The organism is Streptomyces sp. NPDC102451 (genome assembly GCF_044765485.1).
Lineage (GTDB): Bacteria > Actinomycetota > Actinomycetes > Streptomycetales > Streptomycetaceae > Streptomyces.
In genome coordinates this window covers 44,202-63,447 of record NZ_JBIWKD010000005.1, presented here as the reverse complement: position 1 = coordinate 63,447, position 19,246 = coordinate 44,202, and the positions used below count along the sequence as shown (strand labels likewise).

Annotated in this window: 12 protein-coding genes; 8 read left to right on the top strand and 4 right to left on the bottom strand. The window is 72.2% G+C overall.

Annotated features, from left to right (window positions below):
- Nucleotides 1–55: 55 nt before the first annotated feature.
- From ACIRD8_RS13150 to ACIRD8_RS13140, 3 genes are read left to right on the top strand one after another with little or no spacing between them, the layout of a single operon-like run.
- On the top strand, nt 56–1,309 hold the full coding sequence (locus tag ACIRD8_RS13150; protein ID WP_403989753.1) for an ATP-grasp domain-containing protein: 1,254 nt from the start codon (nt 56–58) through the stop codon (nt 1,307–1,309).
- The gene (locus ACIRD8_RS13145) at nt 1,309–2,619 is read left to right on the top strand and encodes a hydrolase (RefSeq protein WP_403989751.1); all 1,311 of its coding nucleotides are present in this window, start codon (nt 1,309–1,311) and stop codon (nt 2,617–2,619) included. Before ACIRD8_RS13150 ends, ACIRD8_RS13145 begins: the two co-directional genes overlap by 1 nt.
- Nucleotides 2,616–3,914, top strand: coding sequence for an MFS transporter (locus ACIRD8_RS13140; RefSeq protein ID WP_403989749.1), 1,299 nt, complete (start codon nt 2,616–2,618; stop codon nt 3,912–3,914). Before ACIRD8_RS13145 ends, ACIRD8_RS13140 begins: the two co-directional genes overlap by 4 nt.
- 107 nt (nt 3,915–4,021) lie before the next feature.
- On the opposite strand, the gene ACIRD8_RS13135 is transcribed toward ACIRD8_RS13140, so the two are convergent.
- The 4 genes from ACIRD8_RS13135 to ACIRD8_RS13120 form a co-directional block, all read right to left on the bottom strand.
- Nucleotides 4,022–4,678 (bottom strand): hypothetical protein, encoded by a 657-nt coding sequence (locus ACIRD8_RS13135; RefSeq protein WP_403989747.1) that lies wholly within the window; start codon nt 4,676–4,678, stop codon nt 4,022–4,024.
- 368 nt (nt 4,679–5,046) lie between these two features.
- Nucleotides 5,047–6,153: a peptide chain release factor 2 gene (gene prfB, locus ACIRD8_RS13130; RefSeq protein ID WP_359471426.1), complete on the bottom strand. Its 1,107-nt coding sequence runs from the start codon at nt 6,151–6,153 to the stop codon at nt 5,047–5,049.
- A gap of 70 nt (nt 6,154–6,223) precedes the next feature.
- Entirely contained in the window at nt 6,224–7,462 is a 1,239-nt protein-coding gene (locus tag ACIRD8_RS13125; protein ID WP_403989745.1) for a serine/threonine-protein kinase, read from the bottom strand.
- A gap of 145 nt (nt 7,463–7,607) precedes the next feature.
- Complete coding sequence (locus ACIRD8_RS13120; protein ID WP_403989743.1) at nt 7,608–9,239, bottom strand: serine/threonine-protein kinase; 1,632 nt, start codon at nt 9,237–9,239, stop codon at nt 7,608–7,610.
- A 419-nt stretch (nt 9,240–9,658) separates the two neighbouring features.
- Here ACIRD8_RS13120 and ACIRD8_RS13115 point away from each other — a divergent pair, with 419 nt between their 5' ends.
- The 5 genes from ACIRD8_RS13115 (at nt 9,659) to ACIRD8_RS13095 (ending at nt 19,228) form a co-directional block, all read left to right on the top strand.
- Nucleotides 9,659–13,069: an FHA domain-containing protein gene (locus ACIRD8_RS13115; RefSeq protein ID WP_403989741.1), complete on the top strand. Its 3,411-nt coding sequence runs from the start codon at nt 9,659–9,661 to the stop codon at nt 13,067–13,069.
- A gap of 113 nt (nt 13,070–13,182) precedes the next feature.
- A complete protein-coding gene (locus ACIRD8_RS13110; protein ID WP_403989739.1) occupies nt 13,183–14,553 on the top strand; it encodes an ABC transporter substrate-binding protein in 1,371 nt (456 codons plus the stop codon).
- A gap of 4 nt (nt 14,554–14,557) precedes the next feature.
- Nucleotides 14,558–15,940: a carbohydrate ABC transporter permease gene (locus ACIRD8_RS13105; protein WP_403989737.1), complete on the top strand. Its 1,383-nt coding sequence runs from the start codon at nt 14,558–14,560 to the stop codon at nt 15,938–15,940.
- Complete coding sequence (locus tag ACIRD8_RS13100; protein ID WP_403989735.1) at nt 15,937–16,812, top strand: carbohydrate ABC transporter permease; 876 nt, start codon at nt 15,937–15,939, stop codon at nt 16,810–16,812. Before ACIRD8_RS13105 ends, ACIRD8_RS13100 begins: the two co-directional genes overlap by 4 nt.
- A 181-nt stretch (nt 16,813–16,993) precedes the next feature.
- Nucleotides 16,994–19,228: a CDP-glycerol glycerophosphotransferase family protein gene (locus tag ACIRD8_RS13095; RefSeq protein WP_403989733.1), complete on the top strand. Its 2,235-nt coding sequence runs from the start codon at nt 16,994–16,996 to the stop codon at nt 19,226–19,228.
- Nucleotides 19,229–19,246 lie beyond the last annotated feature (18 nt).

Sequence of the window (19,246 nt, the reverse complement as noted above, 5' to 3'; positions counted from 1 at the left end):
GCCTCTGAACCCTCTCCGGACTGCCCCGAACTCCTCCGAACCTAAGGACTTTGCCATGCACATCCTCATGATCGAATGCAACCCCAACGGCATCGCCGGCATCGCCAACGCCCTGGAGCTGGGCCACGACGTCACGTTCGTCTCCGCCGACCCGGACTTCTACCTCGGCGCCTCGCCGCTGGCCGAGGCCGCGTTCGCCCACGACAAGTGCGACGTCGTCAAGAGCACCGAGGCCTTCTCCATCGACGAGCTGGAGCGGCTCGCCAAGGAGATCAACGCGCAGAAGCCCGTCCACGGCGTCATGACCTACAGCGAGTACCACACGGTGCACGCCGCCTCGGTGGCCCGCTCGCTCGGACTGCCCGGGATGAGCGTGGAAGGCGCCCTCAACGCCCGCCACAAGCACCGCACCCGCCTGACGCTGGAGAAGACCGACGTGCGCCAGCCGCGCTTCGTGTCCGTCGCGGACCCGAAGGACATGGCGGCCGCCGTCCACGAGATCGGCTTCCCCTGCGTCGTCAAGCCGTCCGACGGCACCGCCAGCCTGCACGTGCTCCTGCTCCGCAACGACCAGGAACTCACCGACTACCTCGCCGAGCTGGCGAAGGTGGACGACTACGGCCGCGGAGTGACCCGCATCCCGGAGATCGTCGTCGAGGAGTTCGTCGAGGGCGAGCTGGTCTCCGTGGAGGCCTGCGTGCTCCAGGGCGGCGAGATCGTCAACCTCGGGATCACCGACCGCAACCTGAGCGGTTTCCCGTACTTCATCGAGATGGGCCTCACCTACTTCCGCGGCCACCCGCTCCAGGACGAGCTGTTCGCGATGAACGAGAAGGTCCTCAAGGGCCTCGGCGTCGACTTCGGCTTCATCCACGCCGAGTACATCCTCGCCGAGGGCGGCCCGGTGCTGTGCGAGGTCAACGGCCGGCTCACCGGCGGCATCGTGCCGCAGCTGATGGAGCTGTCCAGCGGCGTCAACGCCTACCTGGAGGTCATCCGCCAGGCGCTCGGCGAGAAGCCCGAACTGCCCGTCCCCGGAGACGTCATCGCGGGCGGCCACTGGTTCGGCTCGCCCGTCGACGGCGAGATCGTCTCCATCGGCTTCGACAAGCTCCAGGGCACCCCCGGCTTCGTGGAGGCACTGGCGTACGCCAAGCCCGGCCGCACCGTGTCCCGGCTGTCCAAGAGCAACTTCGACTGGCTGGGCCACCTCATCTACACCGGCAAGGACCGCGACGAGGCCACCGGCCGGGTCCGGGCCGCCCTCGACGACATCGACTTCAACCTCTCGGTGAAGGTGGCCCGCTGATGCGCGTCGCGATCCCGGAGCTCGATCCGTCCGCCCTCTACGACGTCACCGTCGAGGACGGCCACTTCTCCTCCGTCCGCGCCGTCGCGGACCGCGACGAGAACGACGCGGACACGCCGGAACTGTGGCCGGGCTTCGTCGAGGCGCACGCCCACCTGGCGCTCCCGGCCAACTTCGACGACTCGCTCGACGACCCGCGCATCTCCGCGCTCCAGTACCTCTACCACGGCATCACCCACGTCACGGACCTGTTCGGCTTCCCGCTGGTCAAGGACGGCTGGGAGCAGGGCAAGCGGGAGCTGGGCCTGCCCTGGCCCGAGGTGGTCCACTGCGGTTACGCCGCCACCGCGACCAAGGACATCGACGGCCACTACGGCCACGGCGTCGAGTTCCCCGCGCCCGTCTTCATGCTGAGCGTGCAGGACGACCTCGCCACGGTCCTCGCGGCGAACAAGGCACGCGGCGCGACCTTCCTGAAGGTCATGTACACCGAGGGCGCCGAGCAGCCGGAGAGCAGCAAGCGCTTCTCCCGGCTCCCGGGCAACCTCCTCGCCCACGTACCGCGGGTGGCCGCCGAGCACGGTCTGAAGGCGGTCATCGACTGCAACACCCGCGACGAGGTGATGCAGGCCTACGCCTTCGGCTTCCGCATCTTCGCCCACCCGGTACGCGACGTCGGACTGTCGGCGGCGGACTGGCAGACGCTCGAAGGCGCCCGGTTCGTCTCCACGCTCAGCGGTCTGCGCCCCATGATCATGGAGCGCGAGGACTTCCTGCGCGAGTACCGGCGGCCCGGCTTCCGTGAGACCCAGGACCTGGCCAACCTCGACTTCGTATCGAAGATCGAGGAGCCGTTCGGCATCCAGTACGAGGTCCAGGACACCCGGACCGCGGCGCTGGTCAACATGCGCGACAACAGCCTGGCCGCGCTGGAGCGCGGGGCGCTGCTGATCGGCACGGACTGCGGCAACACCGGTGCGTTCCACGGCGACGCGCTCAAGGGCGAGCTGGACCTGCTGGCCGGCGACGACCTGGGCAAGCCCGGTCTGCGCGAGGCGCTGCTGCGTACGGCGACGACCACGGCCCGTGGCTTCTTCGACGAGCTCTCCGGCCGTGAGCCCGCCACGGACCTCATCGCGGAGGGCAGTCCGGCCACGTTCAACCTGATCGACCCGGCCGCCGCCGGACAGCCGCTGTCGCAGCTCCCCCGCGCCACGTACGTACGCGGCACGGCCGTCGACCGCGCGGCACTCGTGCGGGCCATCCAGGACCTGCGCTCCACCCCCACCCGAGGAAAGGTCACCGTATGAGCCGCCAGGAACGCCATGTCCTGAGCCCGCAGACCCGCAAGGTCCTGCTGGGCGTCAACTCCGGCATCGCGCTCGCCCACATCGGCAACTACATCTGGTTCCCCCACCTGATCTCGACGCTCGGCGTGGAGTACAGCGGCTTCTGGGCCGGGTTCGTGATGTTCCTGACGTACGTGGGCCGGCTGAGCGCGACCTTCTTCTACGAGGGCGTCGCGGCCCGCTTCGGAACCCGCACGAGCATCATCGCGGGCATCGCCCTGGAGGCCGTCGCACTCGGCGGGATGGGCTTCGCGGACGGGGTGCCGTTCTACAGCCTGCTGGCCTTCTTCGTCGGCTTCGGCTCGGGGATCTCCTTCCCGGGGCTGAAGAACATCCTCGGCACCCTGCCGGCGGCGGACCGGCCCAAGGCCTTCTCCTCCTTCCAGATGTCCTGCCAGCTCGGTGTCATCGCCGGTGCGGTGATCGGCGGGCTGTTCCTCGGCTCCTCCATGACGGTCCTGTTCCTGGTGGTCTTCGTCCTGTTCGCCGGCTACTGCGCGGCCGCGGCCTCGTTCATCCCGGCCGACGCGGGCGACCTGGGCGACCCGGCGGCGAAGGAGACGCCGCTGGTCAACGTGGCGATCCTCAAGGGCCTGCAACTGGGCGGTGGCGGCAGCTACTTCCTGCTCTCCAGCGTCTTCTGGATCCTGTCGATCAGCTTCCTCGTCGGCATGCCGCTGCACATGGAGGAGTTCGCCGCGGACCTGCCGGTCTCCACCCCCTTCTGGATCACCGGCCTGGCACTCCTGGTGCTCCAGTACCCGGCCTTCCGCTACATGTCCAAGCACCTGAGGCCCGGTCAGGTCATGGGCGTCGCGTTCCTCGCGATGGCGGCGGCGTACGCCCTGTTCGGGGCCGGTCAGACCGCGGTGTGGGTGGTCGTGGGCTGCCTGGTCGTGGTCTTCGGCGACATCCTGTTCACGCCGTCCTTCGACCTGTGGGTCGCCGACCGGATTCCGGCGGACCGGCTGGCGCGGGCCATGGGCGCCATGCACTTCTTCCGCAGCTTCGGCAACATGGTCGGCACGCTCGCCGCGGGCGCGCTCTACGACCTCTCGCGCTCCACCGACATCCCGGGCCTCAACTGGTACGTGGTCGGGGCGATCGCGCTGGTCTGCGCCGCCGTCAGCTTCTCCTCCGCGAAGAAGGAGAGCGCCGCCCCGGCGCAGGGCGCCCCGGCCTTCGCGAAGACGGAGGCAGCACCCGTCGCGGAGCCCGTCGTGGAGCCCCGTCAGGCGGCCGACTCGACGGCCTGACGGTTCGTTCCTGTTGGTTCCCCCCACATGCAGAGGGACCCGGCCCCCGCGGAAGCGGGCCGGGTCCCTCTGTGCGTACAGGCGCGTAGGCCTACCGCAGGCGCTTACTAGGCGGCCGTACGACCGCCGCCGGCCAGACGCGGCAGGATGCGGAAGCCGATACCACCGGCGATCATCGTCGCGGCGCCGATCAGCAGGAACGTGGTCTCGGCCGCACCGGTCTCGGCGAGCTCGTCCTTGCCCTTGCCCTGCTCGACCGGCTGGTTGCCGACGCTGTCGGTGTCGGTGTTGTTGTCACTGCCACCGGCGTCCGGGTAGGACGGGTCGGACGGGGTGCCGGTGGGCGCCTCCGTGGAACCGTCGGTCGGCTCATCGGTGGGCGTGTCCGTCGGGCCGTCGGTGGGCTCGTCGGTCGGCTCGCCGGTCGGCGTGCCCGGGTCGGTGGGCTCGTCGGTCGGCGTGCCCGGGTCCGTCGGCTCATCGGTCGGCGTGCCCGGGTCGGTGGGCTCGTCGGTCGGCTCATCGGTGGGCTCGTCCGTCGGGTCCTCCCCGCCCGGGTTGGTCGGGTCTTCCCCGCCCGGGTTGGTCGGGTCGTCCTCGTCGTCGCCGATGTGCAGGCCGACGCTGACCTCGGTGTCGTCGACCCCGAGGCCGAGACCGAGGCCCGCCGCCTGCGCCGCACCAGCGGCGGTCAGCGAGGCACCCGCGGCAATAACCGCACCAGCGGCTATCCGCGCGACGCGGATGCGCGTCTTCTTGGTCATCTGTTGCTACCCCCAGTAGCTGATCGTGTCGATGGAGCAGCCCTATGCGGTCCACGGCCCTGCGGGGTCACACACTCTGCAGGGCCACGCCGTACCGTGGTCATCCCGCCCGCCCCCGTTCACACCTGTCCCAGACATAAGCGTGCTGCTCTAGCACCCTGTCCAGAGATAAGGACTACGTCAAGGCCGTTCCGGGGGCATACAGGCCGCTATGGGGGCTCTTGACGGGTATTCGGAATCACGACTGTGACTCATTCGCCACACCTTCCCCCCAACTCCCCTGTGCCTCCGCCCGGATGGGCCGGACGGGAACGCGGACGGGCCCGGACAGGAATACCTGTCCGGGCCCGGCAGCCGTACGGCTGAGGCTACTTCTCGCTCTGCTTGCGCCAGCGGATGCCCGCCTCGATGAAGCCGTCGATCTCACCGTTGAAGACGGCTTCCGGGTTGCCGATCTCGAACTCCGTACGCAGGTCCTTGACCATCTGGTACGGGTGGATGACGTACGAACGCATCTGGTTGCCCCAGGAGTTGCCGCCGTCGCCCTTGAGCGCGTTCATCTTCGCCTGCTCCTCCTGGCGGCGGCGCTCGAGGAGCTTCGCCTGGAGGACGTTCATCGCGGACGCCTTGTTCTGGATCTGCGAGCGCTCGTTCTGACAGGAGACGACGATGCCCGTGGGCAGGTGGGTCAGGCGCACCGCGGAGTCCGTGGTGTTGACGCCCTGGCCGCCGGGGCCCGAGGAGCGGTACACGTCGACGCGGAGCTCGGACTCGTCGATCTCGACGTGGTCCGTCTGCTCGACCACGGGCAGCACCTCGACGCCCGCGAAGGACGTCTGGCGGCGGCCCTGGTTGTCGAACGGCGAGATCCGGACGAGCCGGTGCGTGCCCTGCTCGACGGAGAGCGTGCCGTAGGCGTACGGAACCTCCACCGCGAAGGTGGTCGACTTGATGCCGGCCTCCTCGGCGTAGGCCGTCTCGTAGACCTCGGTCTTGTAGTTGTGCCGCTCGGCCCAGCGGAGGTACATGCGCTGGAGCTTCTCGGCGAAGTCGGCGGCGTCGACGCCACCGGCCTCGGCGCGGATGGTGACCAGGGCCTCGCGCGCGTCGTACTCGCCGGAGAGGAGCGTGCGGACCTCCATCTCGTCCAGCGCCTTGCGGACGGACTCCAGCTCGGTCTCCGCCTCCGCGCGTGCGTCGGCGTCGCCCTCGTCCTCGGCGAGCTCGAAGAGGACTTCGAGGTCGTCGATGCGGCCGCGCAGGGCCTCGGTCTTGCGGACCTCGGCCTGGAGGTGCGAAAGCTTGCTGGTGATCTTCTGCGCCGCCTCCGGGTCGTCCCAGAGGGACGGCGCCGCCGCCTGCTCCTCGAGCGCGGCGATGTCGGCCCTCAGCGCATCCAGGTCCAGGACGGCCTCGATCGACCCCATGGTCGAGGAGAGGGACTTCAGCTCTTCGGAAATATCGACGACTGCCACGGGTCCAGCGTAACGGCTGGACGGGTGGACATGTCCCTCCCCCGATTCCCGGGCCGCTCCCGGGCGGTCCTCAGGGGGCCGAAGGAGCCGAATTCCGCGTGTCATCAGGGGTGGTGCCCGGGTCGTCGCCGCTCGTGGCGAACCAGCCGCCCACCCCTATCGCCGCACACAGGGCGACCGCCGCGACACCCAGGGTGATCCGGCGCTTGCGGACGGCCGCGGACTTGTTGCGGGCGGAGCCGGGGCGCGGCCGGCCGGGGGCGCGCGGGGCGCGGGCCGTGCCGAGGGGGCCTCCGGAGAGTTCGTCGGGGGCCGGGACCCGCATGCTCGTATGGGTGTCCCGGTTGGAGTCCGGGGAGGAGCCGGGCACCAGCGGGACCGCGCCGCGGCGGCGGGGCTCCTCGGCGGCCGGGGTGTACTGCTGCTCGTCGTAGGTCTGCGGTTCGGCCTCGGTGTCCGGCTCGTCGACGTCGAGCGGGGGTATCCCGGCCAGCAGCGGGAGCAGCTCCCGCAGCCGGGTCGCCAGCTCCGAGGCGCGCAGCCGGGAGGCGGGGGCCTTGGCCAGGCACTGCACCAGGAGCTGCCAGAGCTCGTCGGGGATGCCCGGCAGCGGGACGACCGTCTCGGTGACATGGCGGCGCAGGACCGCCCCGGGGTGGCCGCCGCCGAAGGGCGTGAAGCCGGCGAGGAGCTCGTAGAGCACGGTCGCGAGGGCGTAGATGTCCACGGCGGCGCGCGGGGGCAGGCCCTCGACGATCTCGGGGGCCAGGTAGTCCGGCGTACCGATGATCTTCGTGGCCTTGGTGCGGCGCGGGGTGTCGATCAGCTTGGCGACGCCGAAGTCGGTGAGCAGGGCGGGGTGCGATCCGCCGGGGCCGAGCGGGCCCTCCATGTCGAGCAGGATGTTCTCCGGCTTGACGTCACGGTGGACCACTCCGGCGCGGTGCGCGGCGGCGAGGCCGTCGGCGACATCCGCGATGATCGCCGCGGCGGCCTCGGGCGCGAGGCGGCGCTCCCGGTCCAGGCGGGTGCGCAGATCGGTGCCCCGCACGAGGTCCATGACCAGGGCCAGGTCGGTGCCGTCCACCACGAGGTCGCGGACGGCGACGACGTGCGGATGCCCGAGCCCGAGCAGCGCGGTGCGCTCCTGGACGAAGCGGCCCACGAGTTCCTGGTCGGACGCGAGGTCCTCACGCAGCAGCTTGATGGCGACGGGACCTTCCGGCCCCTCGCCGAGCCACACCGTTCCGGCGCTGCCGCGCCCCAGGATCTGGTGGGCGGTGTACCGGCTGCCGATATTCCGTGCCAAGACTGCTCCCTCAGCGGCTGGCGTTGACCCCCGGTCGACAAAGTTACGCGGCGAACGGGGTGTTGCGTGCCCTGGATGGCGCCAACCTTCACTTCTGCGGGCGAATTGGGCCCACAGAAGTCGACAAAGACACAGAGTGCGGCGGTTACTGGCCGGTTGTGCCGCCGGAGCCGCTTCCGCCGAGGTCCTCGAACCAGTCGGTGACCTTGCCGATGCCGTCCCCTATGGCCTCCCAGAAGCTCTGCCCCTGGGCGACCCAGTCCTGAAGCGGTGTCAGCTCCCAGATGAGCCAGGCCGCGACGACCAGCAGCACCACCGAGAACAGGCACCCCTTGAGGCAGCCGAGGCCGGGGATGCGCATCGGGTTGGCGCTGCGCTGCCTCGGCTGGCGCGGGGCCGGCGGCTGGGGCGCGGGCTGCTGCGGGGGCGCGTACTGCTGCCGCTGCTGCTGGGGCCGCTGCTGCTGGGGCGGCGCCTGGTAGCGCTGGGACTGCTGCTGCGGCGGGTACTGCTGGGCGCGCTGCTGCTGCTGGCGCTGGGGCTGCCGGTCCTGGGGCGGCTGCTGGCGCTGGGGGCGGCGGCGCAGCGGGTCCTGGCTCGGGTCGAGGTACTGGACCTGCGTCTGCTCGTTACGGTCCCGGGCGGCCCGGAGCTGGGACTGCCACGGGTGCGGCTCGTCGGTCCCCGGAGGGCCGCCGGGGAGCGGCGGCACGGGCGGCATCATCGCGGTCGGGTCGGCCTGGCCGCCCCCGCCGGGGGTCTGCTGCATGACGCTGGTCGGGGCCGCCGGGTCGTACGAGCCCGCGTTGCTCGGCAGCACCTGGGTCGGGTCGGCCGCGCCCGGGGTCTCCGGGACGGCCGCGGGGGCCGGGTCGGGGGCGAGCAGGGCGCCCACGCCCTCGGCTGCGGCGATCTGCGCCGAGTTCGCGTGCACGCCGATGCCGGAGCCGACGGTGCGCAGCGCCCGGGCGAGGTTCACGGCGCTGGGCCGCTGGTCCGGGTCCTTGCGCAGGCAGCGCTCGATGACCGTCCACAGCGGCTCCGGGACGGTGCTGGGACGCCGGGGCTCCTCGCTGAGGTGCCGGTGCAGGACCTCAAGCGCGGTGCCGCCGGCGAACGGCGGACGGCCGGTGACCAGCTCGTACAGCAGGATGCCCGCGCCGTAGACGTCCACGGCGGAGGTCTGCGGGCGGCCCTCGGCGGACTCGGGTGCCACATAGGCGGGCGTGCCGACGAACTCGTGGGTCCGGGTGAGCCCCGGGGAGTCCGCAAGGCGCGCGATGCCGAAGTCGGTGAGCATCGGCGTCATGCCGCCGTCGCGCTCGTCGAGCAGCACGTTGGCGGGCTTCAGGTCGCGGTGCACGACGCCGTCCGCGTGGCTCGCGGCCAGCGCGTCCGCGATCTGCGCGGTGAGCAGGGCGGCGGCGACCGGGGTGAGCGGGCCGTTCTCGCGGAGGTAGCGGTGCAGGTCGGGCCCGTCGATCAGGTCCATCACCAGGGCGAGCAGATCGCCCTCGACGACGAGGTCACGGGTGCGCACGATGTTCGGGTGGGTGAGCCGCAGCAGCACGGAGCGCTCGCGCAGGAACCGCATCACGACGTCCGCGTCGTTGGCGAGCTCCTCCTTGAGCACCTTGATCGCAACGGTCTCACCGGGCTGCCCGGCGACGGCCGCCTCGGCGCCCGCGGTCTCCCGCTGGCGGGCTCGCCAGACGGTGCCCGTGGCGCCGCGTCCGAGCGGCTCCTCGAGCAGGTACTTGCTGCCGACTGGCCGCACGTCACGCGCTCCCTGCTGATCGTTGTGCTTGCGGTCCCCCGGGGCCCGCCCGGATGTTCGGCCCACTCTAGTGCCGCCGTACGGGGCACCGGTCGGTCGTCCTCCGGCCGTGTTGCCACTGTGTCAGCGGGAAGACGCCTTCACGGAAGAGTTGGTTGCCGAACGAGTGTGCAGCACGTCCCCGGCAGGACCAAGCAGGCACTTTTACACCCACACTCGGCCATTCAAGATCACTAAGCGGTCACCCCCGGGCGTGTTGTCAGTGGCAGGTGCGAGGATGCCTGCAGCACGGAACCGTCAGGTCGGGAGCCTCACGGTCCGTGACGACCTGTACCGGACGACGCGTCCGTGCCGGGTGGGGGGAATCACAGGGCATTTCCCCTGCCGGGCACCCCGCGCAGAAGGGACCGCTGACGGCGATGCAGATCCGGCTGACCGTCCTCGCGCCGCGCAGCGGCCAGACCCCGGCGCGCGCCTGCGACGTGCTCGTGACCGCCCCGGCCGGGACGGCCCTCGCGGCCGTCGCCTCCGGCCTGGCCGCCGCGGTCTCCGGCCCCGAGAGCTCCCTGGGCGGCGGCGCCACCGTGCTGTACGCCGGGCGCGAGCGGCTCGACCCCCAGCGCTGCGCCCTCGGCGAGCCGCCCCTGGTGGACGGCACGGTGCTCTCGCTCCAGGTGCCCGGCGAGGACGAGGCGGCCGACGACGCCGTTCCGGCGCGGCTGCACGTGATCGCGGGACCGGACGCCGGCGGGGTCCATCTGCTGCACGGCGGGCAGATCCGGATCGGCCGCTCCGCCGAGGCGGACGTCCCCCTCGACGACCCCGACGTGTCACGCCTGCACTGCGCGGTGACGGTCTCCGACGACGGCCGGGTGTCCGTCGCCGACCTGGGCTCCACCAACGGCACCTCGCTGGACGGCGCGGACGTCACCGACCGCCCGGTCCGGCTGGTCCCCGGCGCCCTGCTGCGGCTCGGCGAGTCCACGCTCCGGCTCGCGCCCGGCTCACGCACGCCCACGCTGACGACGACACCGGACGGCGAGGGCCATCTGCGGGTGGCCCGCGCGGAGGCGGCGGGCGGCGCCCCGGGGGCGGCCGGGGAACCCGGCGCCGGCCCGGCCGGCGCCGAGGGCCACGCCCACGGCTCCGCCGCGCACCTCACCCACGAGGCGTACGACGACCCGGCGGCCCCCGACGCGCACCAGGGCGAACCCTTCGCACAGGTCACCCACGGCCGCGGCTCCGAGCTGGCCCCCGGGGAGGCCGCCAGACGCGGTGGCATAGGCGCCTGGGCGCGGCGGCTCAAGGGCGGCAGAGGAGACCAGGCGCACGGGACGCCGCCCGGTGGCTCACCGGCGGCCCGGCCGGAGCCCGAGTCCGCCCCGCACGCTCCCTCCGTACCCCCGCACTCCCCCTCCGCCCCGGCCGGGACCTGGCCGGACCCCGCCACCGTGCTCCTCACGGCGCTCGGCCCCGGTCCCCGCCTCTGGGAGCGCGACACCGCACACCCCGAGGCCCTGGTCGTACGGCTCGGGACGACGGAGCGGGCCGACCTGCCGGCCGTGCCGGTCACCGTGGGGCTGCGGGAGGCCGGCTCGCTGGGCCTCGCGGGTCCGCGGGCCCGGCTGTCCGGGCTCGCCCGCTCGACGGTGGCGCAGCTCGCCGCGCTGCACTCCCCCTTCGACGTGGAGATCGTGCTCATCAGCACGGACCGGAGCCGGAGCCTGGAGGAGCGGCGGCGCGAGTGGTCCTGGCTCGGCTGGCTGCCCCATCTGCGCCCCATGCACGGCCAGGACTGCCGCCTGCTCCTCGCGTACGACCGTGAGCAGGCGGGCGCCCGCGCGGCGGAGCTGGTGCGGCGCATGGAGGAGGGGCCGCTGGGGCCCGGCTGGGCGAGCGCCGACCGTACCTCCGTGGCCGATGCGGCCCGGCAGCACACCGGGCCGTACACCGTGGTGATCGTGGACGGCGACCCCGGCTCGGCGGCCCTGCGCGAGACCACGGCCGGCCTGGCCGGTGCCGGGGCCGCCGCCGGGATCCATCTGATCTGCCTGGCCGAGACCCCGGCCGCCTCCCCGACGTCCCCGGTCGCCGCGACGTACGACACCGCGTGCCGGGCCTCCATCGCCTTCCGCGAGTGCGGTGCGGTCGCCATGCTCAGCGGTGACGTGGCGACCGCGCTGCGGCTGCTGCGCACGGCGGGCGGCCAGGCCGCCGGCCATGGCACCGTCGCCGCGGTGGACGCCGTGTCGGCGGCCTGGGCCGAGCGGTTCGGGCGCGCCCTGGCCCCGCTGCGGGACGAGGGCGCGGCCGCCCTGCCCGGCCGGCCCATAGCGGCGGCCCTGCCCCCGGCCGCCCGTCTGCTGGACGAGCTGGGACTCGCCAGGGCCACCCCGGCCTCCCTGATGGCGCGCTGGGCCTCCACGGCCGAGGACCAGCCGGGCGCGACGGTGCGCACGGCCGCCCACGGCTCCGCGGACCTGGACACGACAAGCTCCGGCCGCACCCTGAGCACCGGACCCCGGGTGGGCGCGCAGCGCGAGTCCCCCGACCCGGGGCACACCCCGTTCCGGAGCAGCGGGCCGACCAGCTCGGGCTCGGGCCGCTCCGCCTACCCCCCGGCTGCGGGGAGCGGCTCCCCCCGGATCGGCTCGCAGCGCCGCGACAGCGGCCACGCGGAGACCGGCCCCGCGGGAGCGTCCTCCGGTTACGCGGGACGGCCCGTGATCGTCCTCGGCGCCGGCCCCCGGGGCCCGCTCTCCGTCGACCTGGCCGACGAGGGCCCGCACCTGCTGATCGAGGGCCCCACCGGAAGCGGCCGTACGGAGCTGCTGCGCGCCGCAGCCGCCTCCCTGGCCTCCGCCGCCCGCCCGGACCGGCTCGGCATCCTCCTCATCGACGGGGCGGGCGGCGAGCAGGGCGAGCGGGGCGAGGGGCTCCGCCCCTGCACGGAGCTGCCGCACGTCTTCACGCACCTGGTGGCCTCCGACCCCGTACGGATGCGGGAGTTCGCCCAGGCGCTGGGCGGCGAGCTGAAGCGCCGGGCGGAGCTGCTGGGCACGCTGGACTTCGCCGAATGGCACGCGCGGTACGAGGAATCGCAGGGGCTCACCGGCCGTCGCGCCACCGCCGCCGAACAGCGCGGCGACCTCGAATCGCCCGCCAGCGGCACCCTGCGGCTGCGGCCCGCCGCGGCCCGCCCGGACCCCGGGCCCTCGCCCCTGCCCCGGCTGGTCGTCCTGGCCGACGACTTCGACGCCCTGGTGGCCCCGGCGCTCGGCAGCCCCGGCCGCCCGTCCGCCGGGTCCGTCGTCCGGGTGCTGGAGGCCGTGGCCAGGGACGGCGGGCGCCTCGGCGTCCACCTGGTCGCCACCTCCGCCCGCCCGGACCGCACCGAGGACACGGAGCTGGCCCGGGGCGCGCGGCTGCGCATCGTGCTCGACCCGCCCGTCGTCCCCCCGTCCCCGGACGAGGCCGCGCCCGGCCGTGGGCGGCTGGGGCATCCGGACGGCCGGGTGACGCCGTTCCAGGGCGGCCGGGTCACCGGACGCATCCCGCGCACGGCGACCCTGCGCCCCACCGTCGTACCGCTGGAGTGGGAGCGGATGGGCGATCCGCCGACCCGGCGGCCCGTCCGCGAGCTGGGCAACGGCCCCACGGACCTGGCCCTGCTGGCCAGCGCCCTGGAGCGGGCGGCCCGCTCGGTGAACGCGGAGCCGCTGCCCCCGCTGATCCCCTGGACCGCGGCGCCGGGTGCGACGTCACGAGCCCATCACGATCACCGAGTTGGCGCGGACGGCGGTATTGCGGCCCCGGAGCACCGGGCATAGGACTGTGCGCACGGACGATGTGAACCGCACGATGTGAGACGTGAACGGCACCGCAGAGCCGCACCGTTGGTGCCGGTCGGCGCTCATGCGCGCGCAGGAGAGACGGGGCAGGGATGCGCAGAACCCTTCGCATGCGTAGGGCCGCACTGGTGTTCACCGCGATCGGGGCGCTGGCCCTCACCGGCTGCAGCGGCGACGGCAAGGACAAGGCCGGCAAGGAATCCGGCAAGGAGTCCGGCAAGGGCGAGGACAGCTCGTCGAGCGTCAACCTGCCGAAGCTCGACGGCGAGAAGATATCGGTCGCCGCGGTCTGGACCGGACCCGAGCAGGCCAACTTCACCAAGGTCCTCGACGAGTTCGAGAAGCGGACGGGAGCCACCGTCACCTTCGTCCCGGCGCAGGACCCGATCGTCAACTTCCTCGGTACGAAGATCGCGGGCGGCCAGCCGCCGGACGTCGCGATGATCCCGCAGGTGGGCGCGATCCAGCAGGCCGTGGCCAAGAAGTGGGCCAAGCCGGTCGGCAACGAGGCGCGGGCCCAGCTGGGCCAGAACTACTCGAAGGTCTGGCAGGACCTCGGCGCGGTCGACGGCACCCAGTACGGCGTCTACTTCAAGGCCGCCAACAAGTCCCTGGTCTGGTACAACACCCAGGCGTTCGAGAACGCGGGCGCGAGCGAGCCGAAGACCTGGAAGGACTTCCTGGCCACGGCCGAGACGGTCTCCGCCTCCGGTGTCACCCCGGTCTCGGTCGGCGGCGCCGACGGCTGGACGCTCACCGACTGGTTCGAGAACGTCTACCTCTCCCAGGCCGGCCCCGAGAAGTACGACCAGCTGGCCAAGCACGAGATCAAGTGGACGGACCCGTCCGTCAAGGACGCCCTGACCACCCTCGCCGAGCTCTTCGGCAAGCCGAGCCTGATCTCCGGCGGCGCCGACGGTGCGCTGCAGACCGAGTTCCCCGTGTCGGTCACCCAGACGTTCACCGGCGGTGACCAGCCCAAGGGCGCGATGGTCTTCGAGGGCGACTTCGTCTCCATCAACATCGCGCAGACCGAGGCGAAGATCGGTACGGACGCCAAGGTGTTCCCGTTCCCGGCGGTCGGCGCGGAGTCCCCCGTGGTGACGGGCGGCGACGCGGCGGTGGCGCTCAAGGACACCAAGGGCGCCCAGGCGCTGCTGACCTGGCTCGCCTCCAAGGACTCGGCGAAGATCTGGGCCGAGGCGGGCGGCTTCATCTCGCCCAACAAGTCGCTGGACTCGGCCGCCTACCCGAACGACGTGCAGCGCACGATCGCCGAGGCGCTGATCGATGCCGGTGACGACGTCCGGTTCGACATGTCCGACCAGGCCCCGCAGTCGTTCGGCGGGACGCCCGGCAAGGGTGAGTGGAAGACGCTCCAGGACTTCCTGAAGAACCCGAAGGACATCGCGGGGACTCAAAGCAAGCTGGAGTCCGACGCGGCCAAGGCGTACACGAGCTGACGGGATGACCACAGCGACAGCGGGGGGCGCCGGCAGCGCGCCCCCCGCCGACAAGCGTCCTGACCGTCCTGACGCGGGCACGGGCAAGCGACCACGCGGAGGCGTGACCGGCACCCGCAGGGCCGTCGCGGCGGCGTTCCTGCTGCCGGCCCTGGTGCTGCTCGGCGCACTCGTCGTCTATCCGATCGTGTACTCCGTCTACCGCTCGTTCCTCGACCAGTCCGGCACGGGCTTCGCGGGCCTCGACAACTACAAGGCGCTGTTCACCGACGACACCATCCGGACCGCGGTCAAGAACAACGCGATCTGGGTCGTGTTCGCGCCGACGGTCGCCACCGCACTGGGGCTGATCTTCGCGGTGCTCACCGAGAGGATCCGGTGGGGTACGGCGTTCAAGCTGATCGTCTTCATGCCGATGGCGATCTCCATGCTCGCCGCCGGCATCATCTTCCGCCTGGTGTACGAGCAGGCGCCGGAGCGCGGTGTGGCCAACGCGGTGGCGGTGGGGGTGCACGACACGTTCGCGCAGTCCGCGGGCTTCCCGAAGGCGCATCCGCTGCCCGTGCACCCGCTGAAGGCCGGTGGCGGCGGTTCCTTCGTGACGAAGGAGCCCGTGCGCGCCGGTGAGCCGGTGAACCTGCCGCTGGTCGGTGTCGTCCCGGCGAAGATGCCGGGCGACGCGAAGCCGGCGAAGGTGCCCGCCGCGTCCGGCGACGGCATCACCGGGACTGCCTGGCTCGACTTCACCAGGGGCGGCGGCGGCAAACCCAACGTCGTCGACCCGAAGGAACTCGGGCTCAAGGGCATCACCGTCGAGGCGGTGAAGGACGGCAAGGTCGTCGCCTCGGCGACGGCCGGCGCGGACGGGGTGTTCACCCTGCCCGCCTCGGCCGACGGCTCCCTGCTCCGGCTTCCGGCGGACAACTTCCGGGAGCCGTACAACGGCGTCGACTGGCTCGGGCCGTCCCTCGTGACGCCGGGCATCATCGGCAGCTACGTCTGGATGTGGGCCGGATTCGCGATGGTCCTGATCGCCGCCGGCCTGGCCGGCCTGCCACGCGAACTCCTCGAAGCCGCCCGGGTGGACGGCGCGAACGAGTGGCAGGTCTTCCGGCGGATCACGGTGCCCCTGCTGGCCCCCGTGCTCGCGGTGGTCCTGGTCACCCTGATGATCAACGTTCTGAAGATCTTCGACCTGGTCTTCATCATCGCTCCGGGCTCCTCCCAGGACGACGCGAACGTCCTGGCGCTGCAGCTGTACCGCTCCTCGTTCGGCACGGACGCGGACCTCGGGGTCGGCAGCGCCATCGCCGTACTCCTCCTGCTGCTGGTGATCCCGGTGATGCTGTTCAACATCCGCCGCATGCGGAAGGAGGGGCGCCGATGACAACCGGGACCACGGAGGCCGAGCCGTCCCTCGGCGCGCGGATCGCCGCCAGGGCCGGTGGCGGCGCCATGCGGGTCTTCCTCGTCCTGGTGGGCCTGTTCTGGCTGATGCCGACCATCGGGCTGCTGCTCTCCTCGCTGCGCGGGCCCGAGGACATCGCGGCGAGCGGCTGGTGGAAGGTCTTCACCGCGCCCTCCGAGCTGACGTTCGACAACTACCAGCGCCTGCTGGACAACTCGACCATCACCGACTCGCTCCTCAGCACGGTCATGATCACCGTCCCGTCCACGCTCCTGGTGGTCGTCATCGGCTCGCTCGCCGGATACGCCTTCGCCTGGATGGAGTTCCCCGGCCGCGACTGGTGGTTCCTGGTGGTCGTGGGGCTGCTGGTGGTCCCCGTGCAGGTCGCCCTGATCCCGGTGTCGGAGCTCTTCGGCACCATCGGGATCTTCGAGACGACCTTCGGTGTGATCATGTTCCACACGGCGTTCGGCCTGCCGTTCGCCATCTTCCTGCTGCGGAACTTCTTCGCGGAGATCCCACGCGAACTGCTGGAGGCCGCGCGGCTGGACGGCGCGGGCGAGATCCGGCTGTTCACCCGGGTCGTGATGCCGCTCGGCGGCCCCGCGATCGCCTCGCTCGGGATCTTCCAGTTCCTCTGGGTGTGGAACGACATGCTGGTCGCGCTGATCTTCGCGGACTCGGAGTCCCCGCCGATCACCGTGGCCCTGCAGCAGCAGGTCCGTCAGTTCGGCAACAACATCGACGTGCTGGCGCCCGGCGCCTTCGTGTCCATGGTGATCCCGCTGGCGGTGTTCTTCGCCTTCCAGCGCCAGTTCGTCTCCGGCGTGATGGCGGGCGCCGTCAAGTAGCGCACGGCGCACAGCAGGACACGGAAGTACATACGTTCGTCAACGTCAGGGCGGCCCGTTCACTCGCGATCGGGCCGCCCTACCTCGTATTTCCCCCGAATGCCATGTCCGGCGTAACCAAGTCACTCCATCGGCCGTTTGCGGGCCACCTGCCCGCCCGCGAGCGACCCCTGGAAGTGTTGTGCCCCGGTTCAGTGTCATCGTGCCCGCGTACCGGGTCCAGGCGTATCTGCACGCGTGCCTCGACTCCGTGCTGAACCAGTCGTTCAAGGACTACGAGATCATCGTGGTCGACGACTGTTCACCGGACGCCTGCGGCCCGATCGCCGATGAGTACGCCGTGCGCGACCCCCGGGTCAGCGCCGTCCACCTGCCGCACAACTCCGGCCTGGGACCGGCCCGCAACGCCGGGGTCGCCAGGGCCACCGGCGACTACCTGCTCTTCCTCGACGGCGACGACACCTTCGCCCCCGAGGCGCTCCAGGCCATCGCCGACCGCCTGGAGGCCACCGGCGGCCCCGACGTCCTGGTCTACGACTACGCCCGTACGTACTGGTCGGGCGAGAGCGTGCGCAACACCTTCTCCCAGCACCTCGCCGAGACCGGTCCCGCCTCCTTCCGGCTCACGGAGCGGCCCGAGCTGCTCAAGGTCCTGATGGTCGTCTGGAACAAGGCGTACCGCCGCGAGTTCATCGAGGCCGAGGGCTTCACCTTCCCGCCCGGCTACTACGAGGACACCCCCTGGACCTACCCGGTGCTGATGGCCGCCGGGTCGATCGCCGTGCTGGACACCGTCTGCGTCGGATACCGCCAGCGGCGCCGGGGCAACATCCTGTCCACCACCACCCACCGGCACTTCGACGTCTTCGACCAGTACGACCGGGTCTTCGCCTTCATCGACGCCCGCCCCGAACTCGCCGTCTGGCGACCGGTGATGTTCCGCCGGATGCTCGACCACTTCTCGACCCTCTTCACCTCCCGGGGCAGGCTGCCACGCGGCAGCCGGGCCCAGTTCTTCCGCCGGGCCCGCGCCCACTGCCGCCGCTACCACGCCCCCGGTGCCCCCGCGCCCCGCCGCGCCCGGCTGCGGCACGCGCTCTTCCGGCTGGGGGCCCACCGCACGTACCGCGCCCTGTGGGCGGCGCAGCGGCTGCGCGGCCTGCTCGGGCGCGCGGCCTCGACGGCGCGCCGGGCGGTGCGCGGGGCGGTGCTCCAGCTGCACTACCGCGTCCAGCTGCGGCTGCCCGTCCGCGACGCGGACGCCGTGTTCGCCGCCTACTGGCACCGCGGCTACACCTGCAGTCCCGCGGCGCTGGAGGCCACCGCCAGAGCGCTCGTGCCCGGGCTGCGCACCTCCTGGATCTGCCGCCCGGAGGACGCGCACACCGTGCCGGACGCCACCCGCGTCCTGCACCCGGGTACGGCCGCGTACTGGACGGCCCTGGCACGCTCCAAGTACCTGGTGAACAACGTCAACTTCGACCGCAGGCTCGTGAAGAGACGCGGCCAGGTGCTGCTGCAGACCCATCACGGGACCCCCCTGAAGACCATGGGCACCGACCTCGTGCACCGTCCCGCGGCGGCCGGCTCCATGGACTTCGACCAGCTGCTGCGCAACGTCGACAAGTGGGACTTCTCGCTCTCGGCCAACCAGCACTCCACCCTCGTGTGGGAACGCACCTACCCCTCCGGCTACACCACGCTGGAGTACGGCAGCCCGCGCAACGACGTCTTCCACCGCACGGGCCCCGAGGAGACCGCCCGGCTGCGCGAGCGCCTGGGCGTCCCGGCCGGCAGCCGGGCCCTGCTGTACGCGCCGACCCACCGCGACTACCGGCGGGCCCAGCAGCACTCCCTGGACCTGGAGCAGCTGGTCCGCGTCCTGGGCCCGCGCTTCGTGATCCTCGCCCGCTCGCACTACCTGGACACGACGGCCCGGGCCACCGCCGGCCACACCCGGCACCCCGCGATCATCGACGTCAGCGGCCACCCGTCCATCGAGGAGCTCTGTCTCGCGTCCGACGCGCTGATCACGGACTACTCGTCGCTGATGTTCGACTACGTCAACCTGGACCGTCCGGTCGTCCTGCACCTGGAGGACGCACAGGCGTACGAGGCGGCCCGCGGCACCTACTTCGACCCGGCGGCCTTCCCTCCCGGGGCGGTGGCCCGCGACCAGGAGGAGCTGCACGAGATCTTCGCCACCGACCACTGGCGCGGGCCCCGTTCCACGCAGCGCCGGGCGGCGTTCCGGGCCCGGTTCTGTCCGTACGACGACGGGCACGCTGCGGAGCGGGTGGTGCGCCGGGTCTTCCTGGACGACACCTCGGGTCTGCCGCTGCCCGCCCCGCTGACGGGCCGCGGGCCCACCGGGGTGCCGCGACAGGTGCCGGTGCGGGAGTACACCAACGGGTGAGGCCCCGGGGCCCGGTGC

What these genes read in the sequence shown, in the direction of transcription:
- ACIRD8_RS13150 (WP_403989753.1), top strand. Translation starts at nt 56, where the DNA reads ATGCACATCCTCATGATCGAATGCAACCCCAACGGCATCGCCGGCATC.
- ACIRD8_RS13145 (WP_403989751.1), top strand. Translation starts at nt 1,309, where the DNA reads ATGCGCGTCGCGATCCCGGAGCTCGATCCGTCCGCCCTCTACGACGTC.
- ACIRD8_RS13140 (WP_403989749.1), top strand. Translation starts at nt 2,616, where the DNA reads ATGAGCCGCCAGGAACGCCATGTCCTGAGCCCGCAGACCCGCAAGGTC.
- ACIRD8_RS13135 (WP_403989747.1), bottom strand. Translation starts at nt 4,678, where the DNA reads ATGACCAAGAAGACGCGCATCCGCGTCGCGCGGATAGCCGCTGGTGCG.
- ACIRD8_RS13115 (WP_403989741.1), top strand. Translation starts at nt 9,659, where the DNA reads ATGCAGATCCGGCTGACCGTCCTCGCGCCGCGCAGCGGCCAGACCCCG.
- ACIRD8_RS13110 (WP_403989739.1), top strand. Translation starts at nt 13,183, where the DNA reads ATGCGCAGAACCCTTCGCATGCGTAGGGCCGCACTGGTGTTCACCGCG.
- ACIRD8_RS13105 (WP_403989737.1), top strand. Translation starts at nt 14,558, where the DNA reads ATGACCACAGCGACAGCGGGGGGCGCCGGCAGCGCGCCCCCCGCCGAC.
- ACIRD8_RS13100 (WP_403989735.1), top strand. Translation starts at nt 15,937, where the DNA reads ATGACAACCGGGACCACGGAGGCCGAGCCGTCCCTCGGCGCGCGGATC.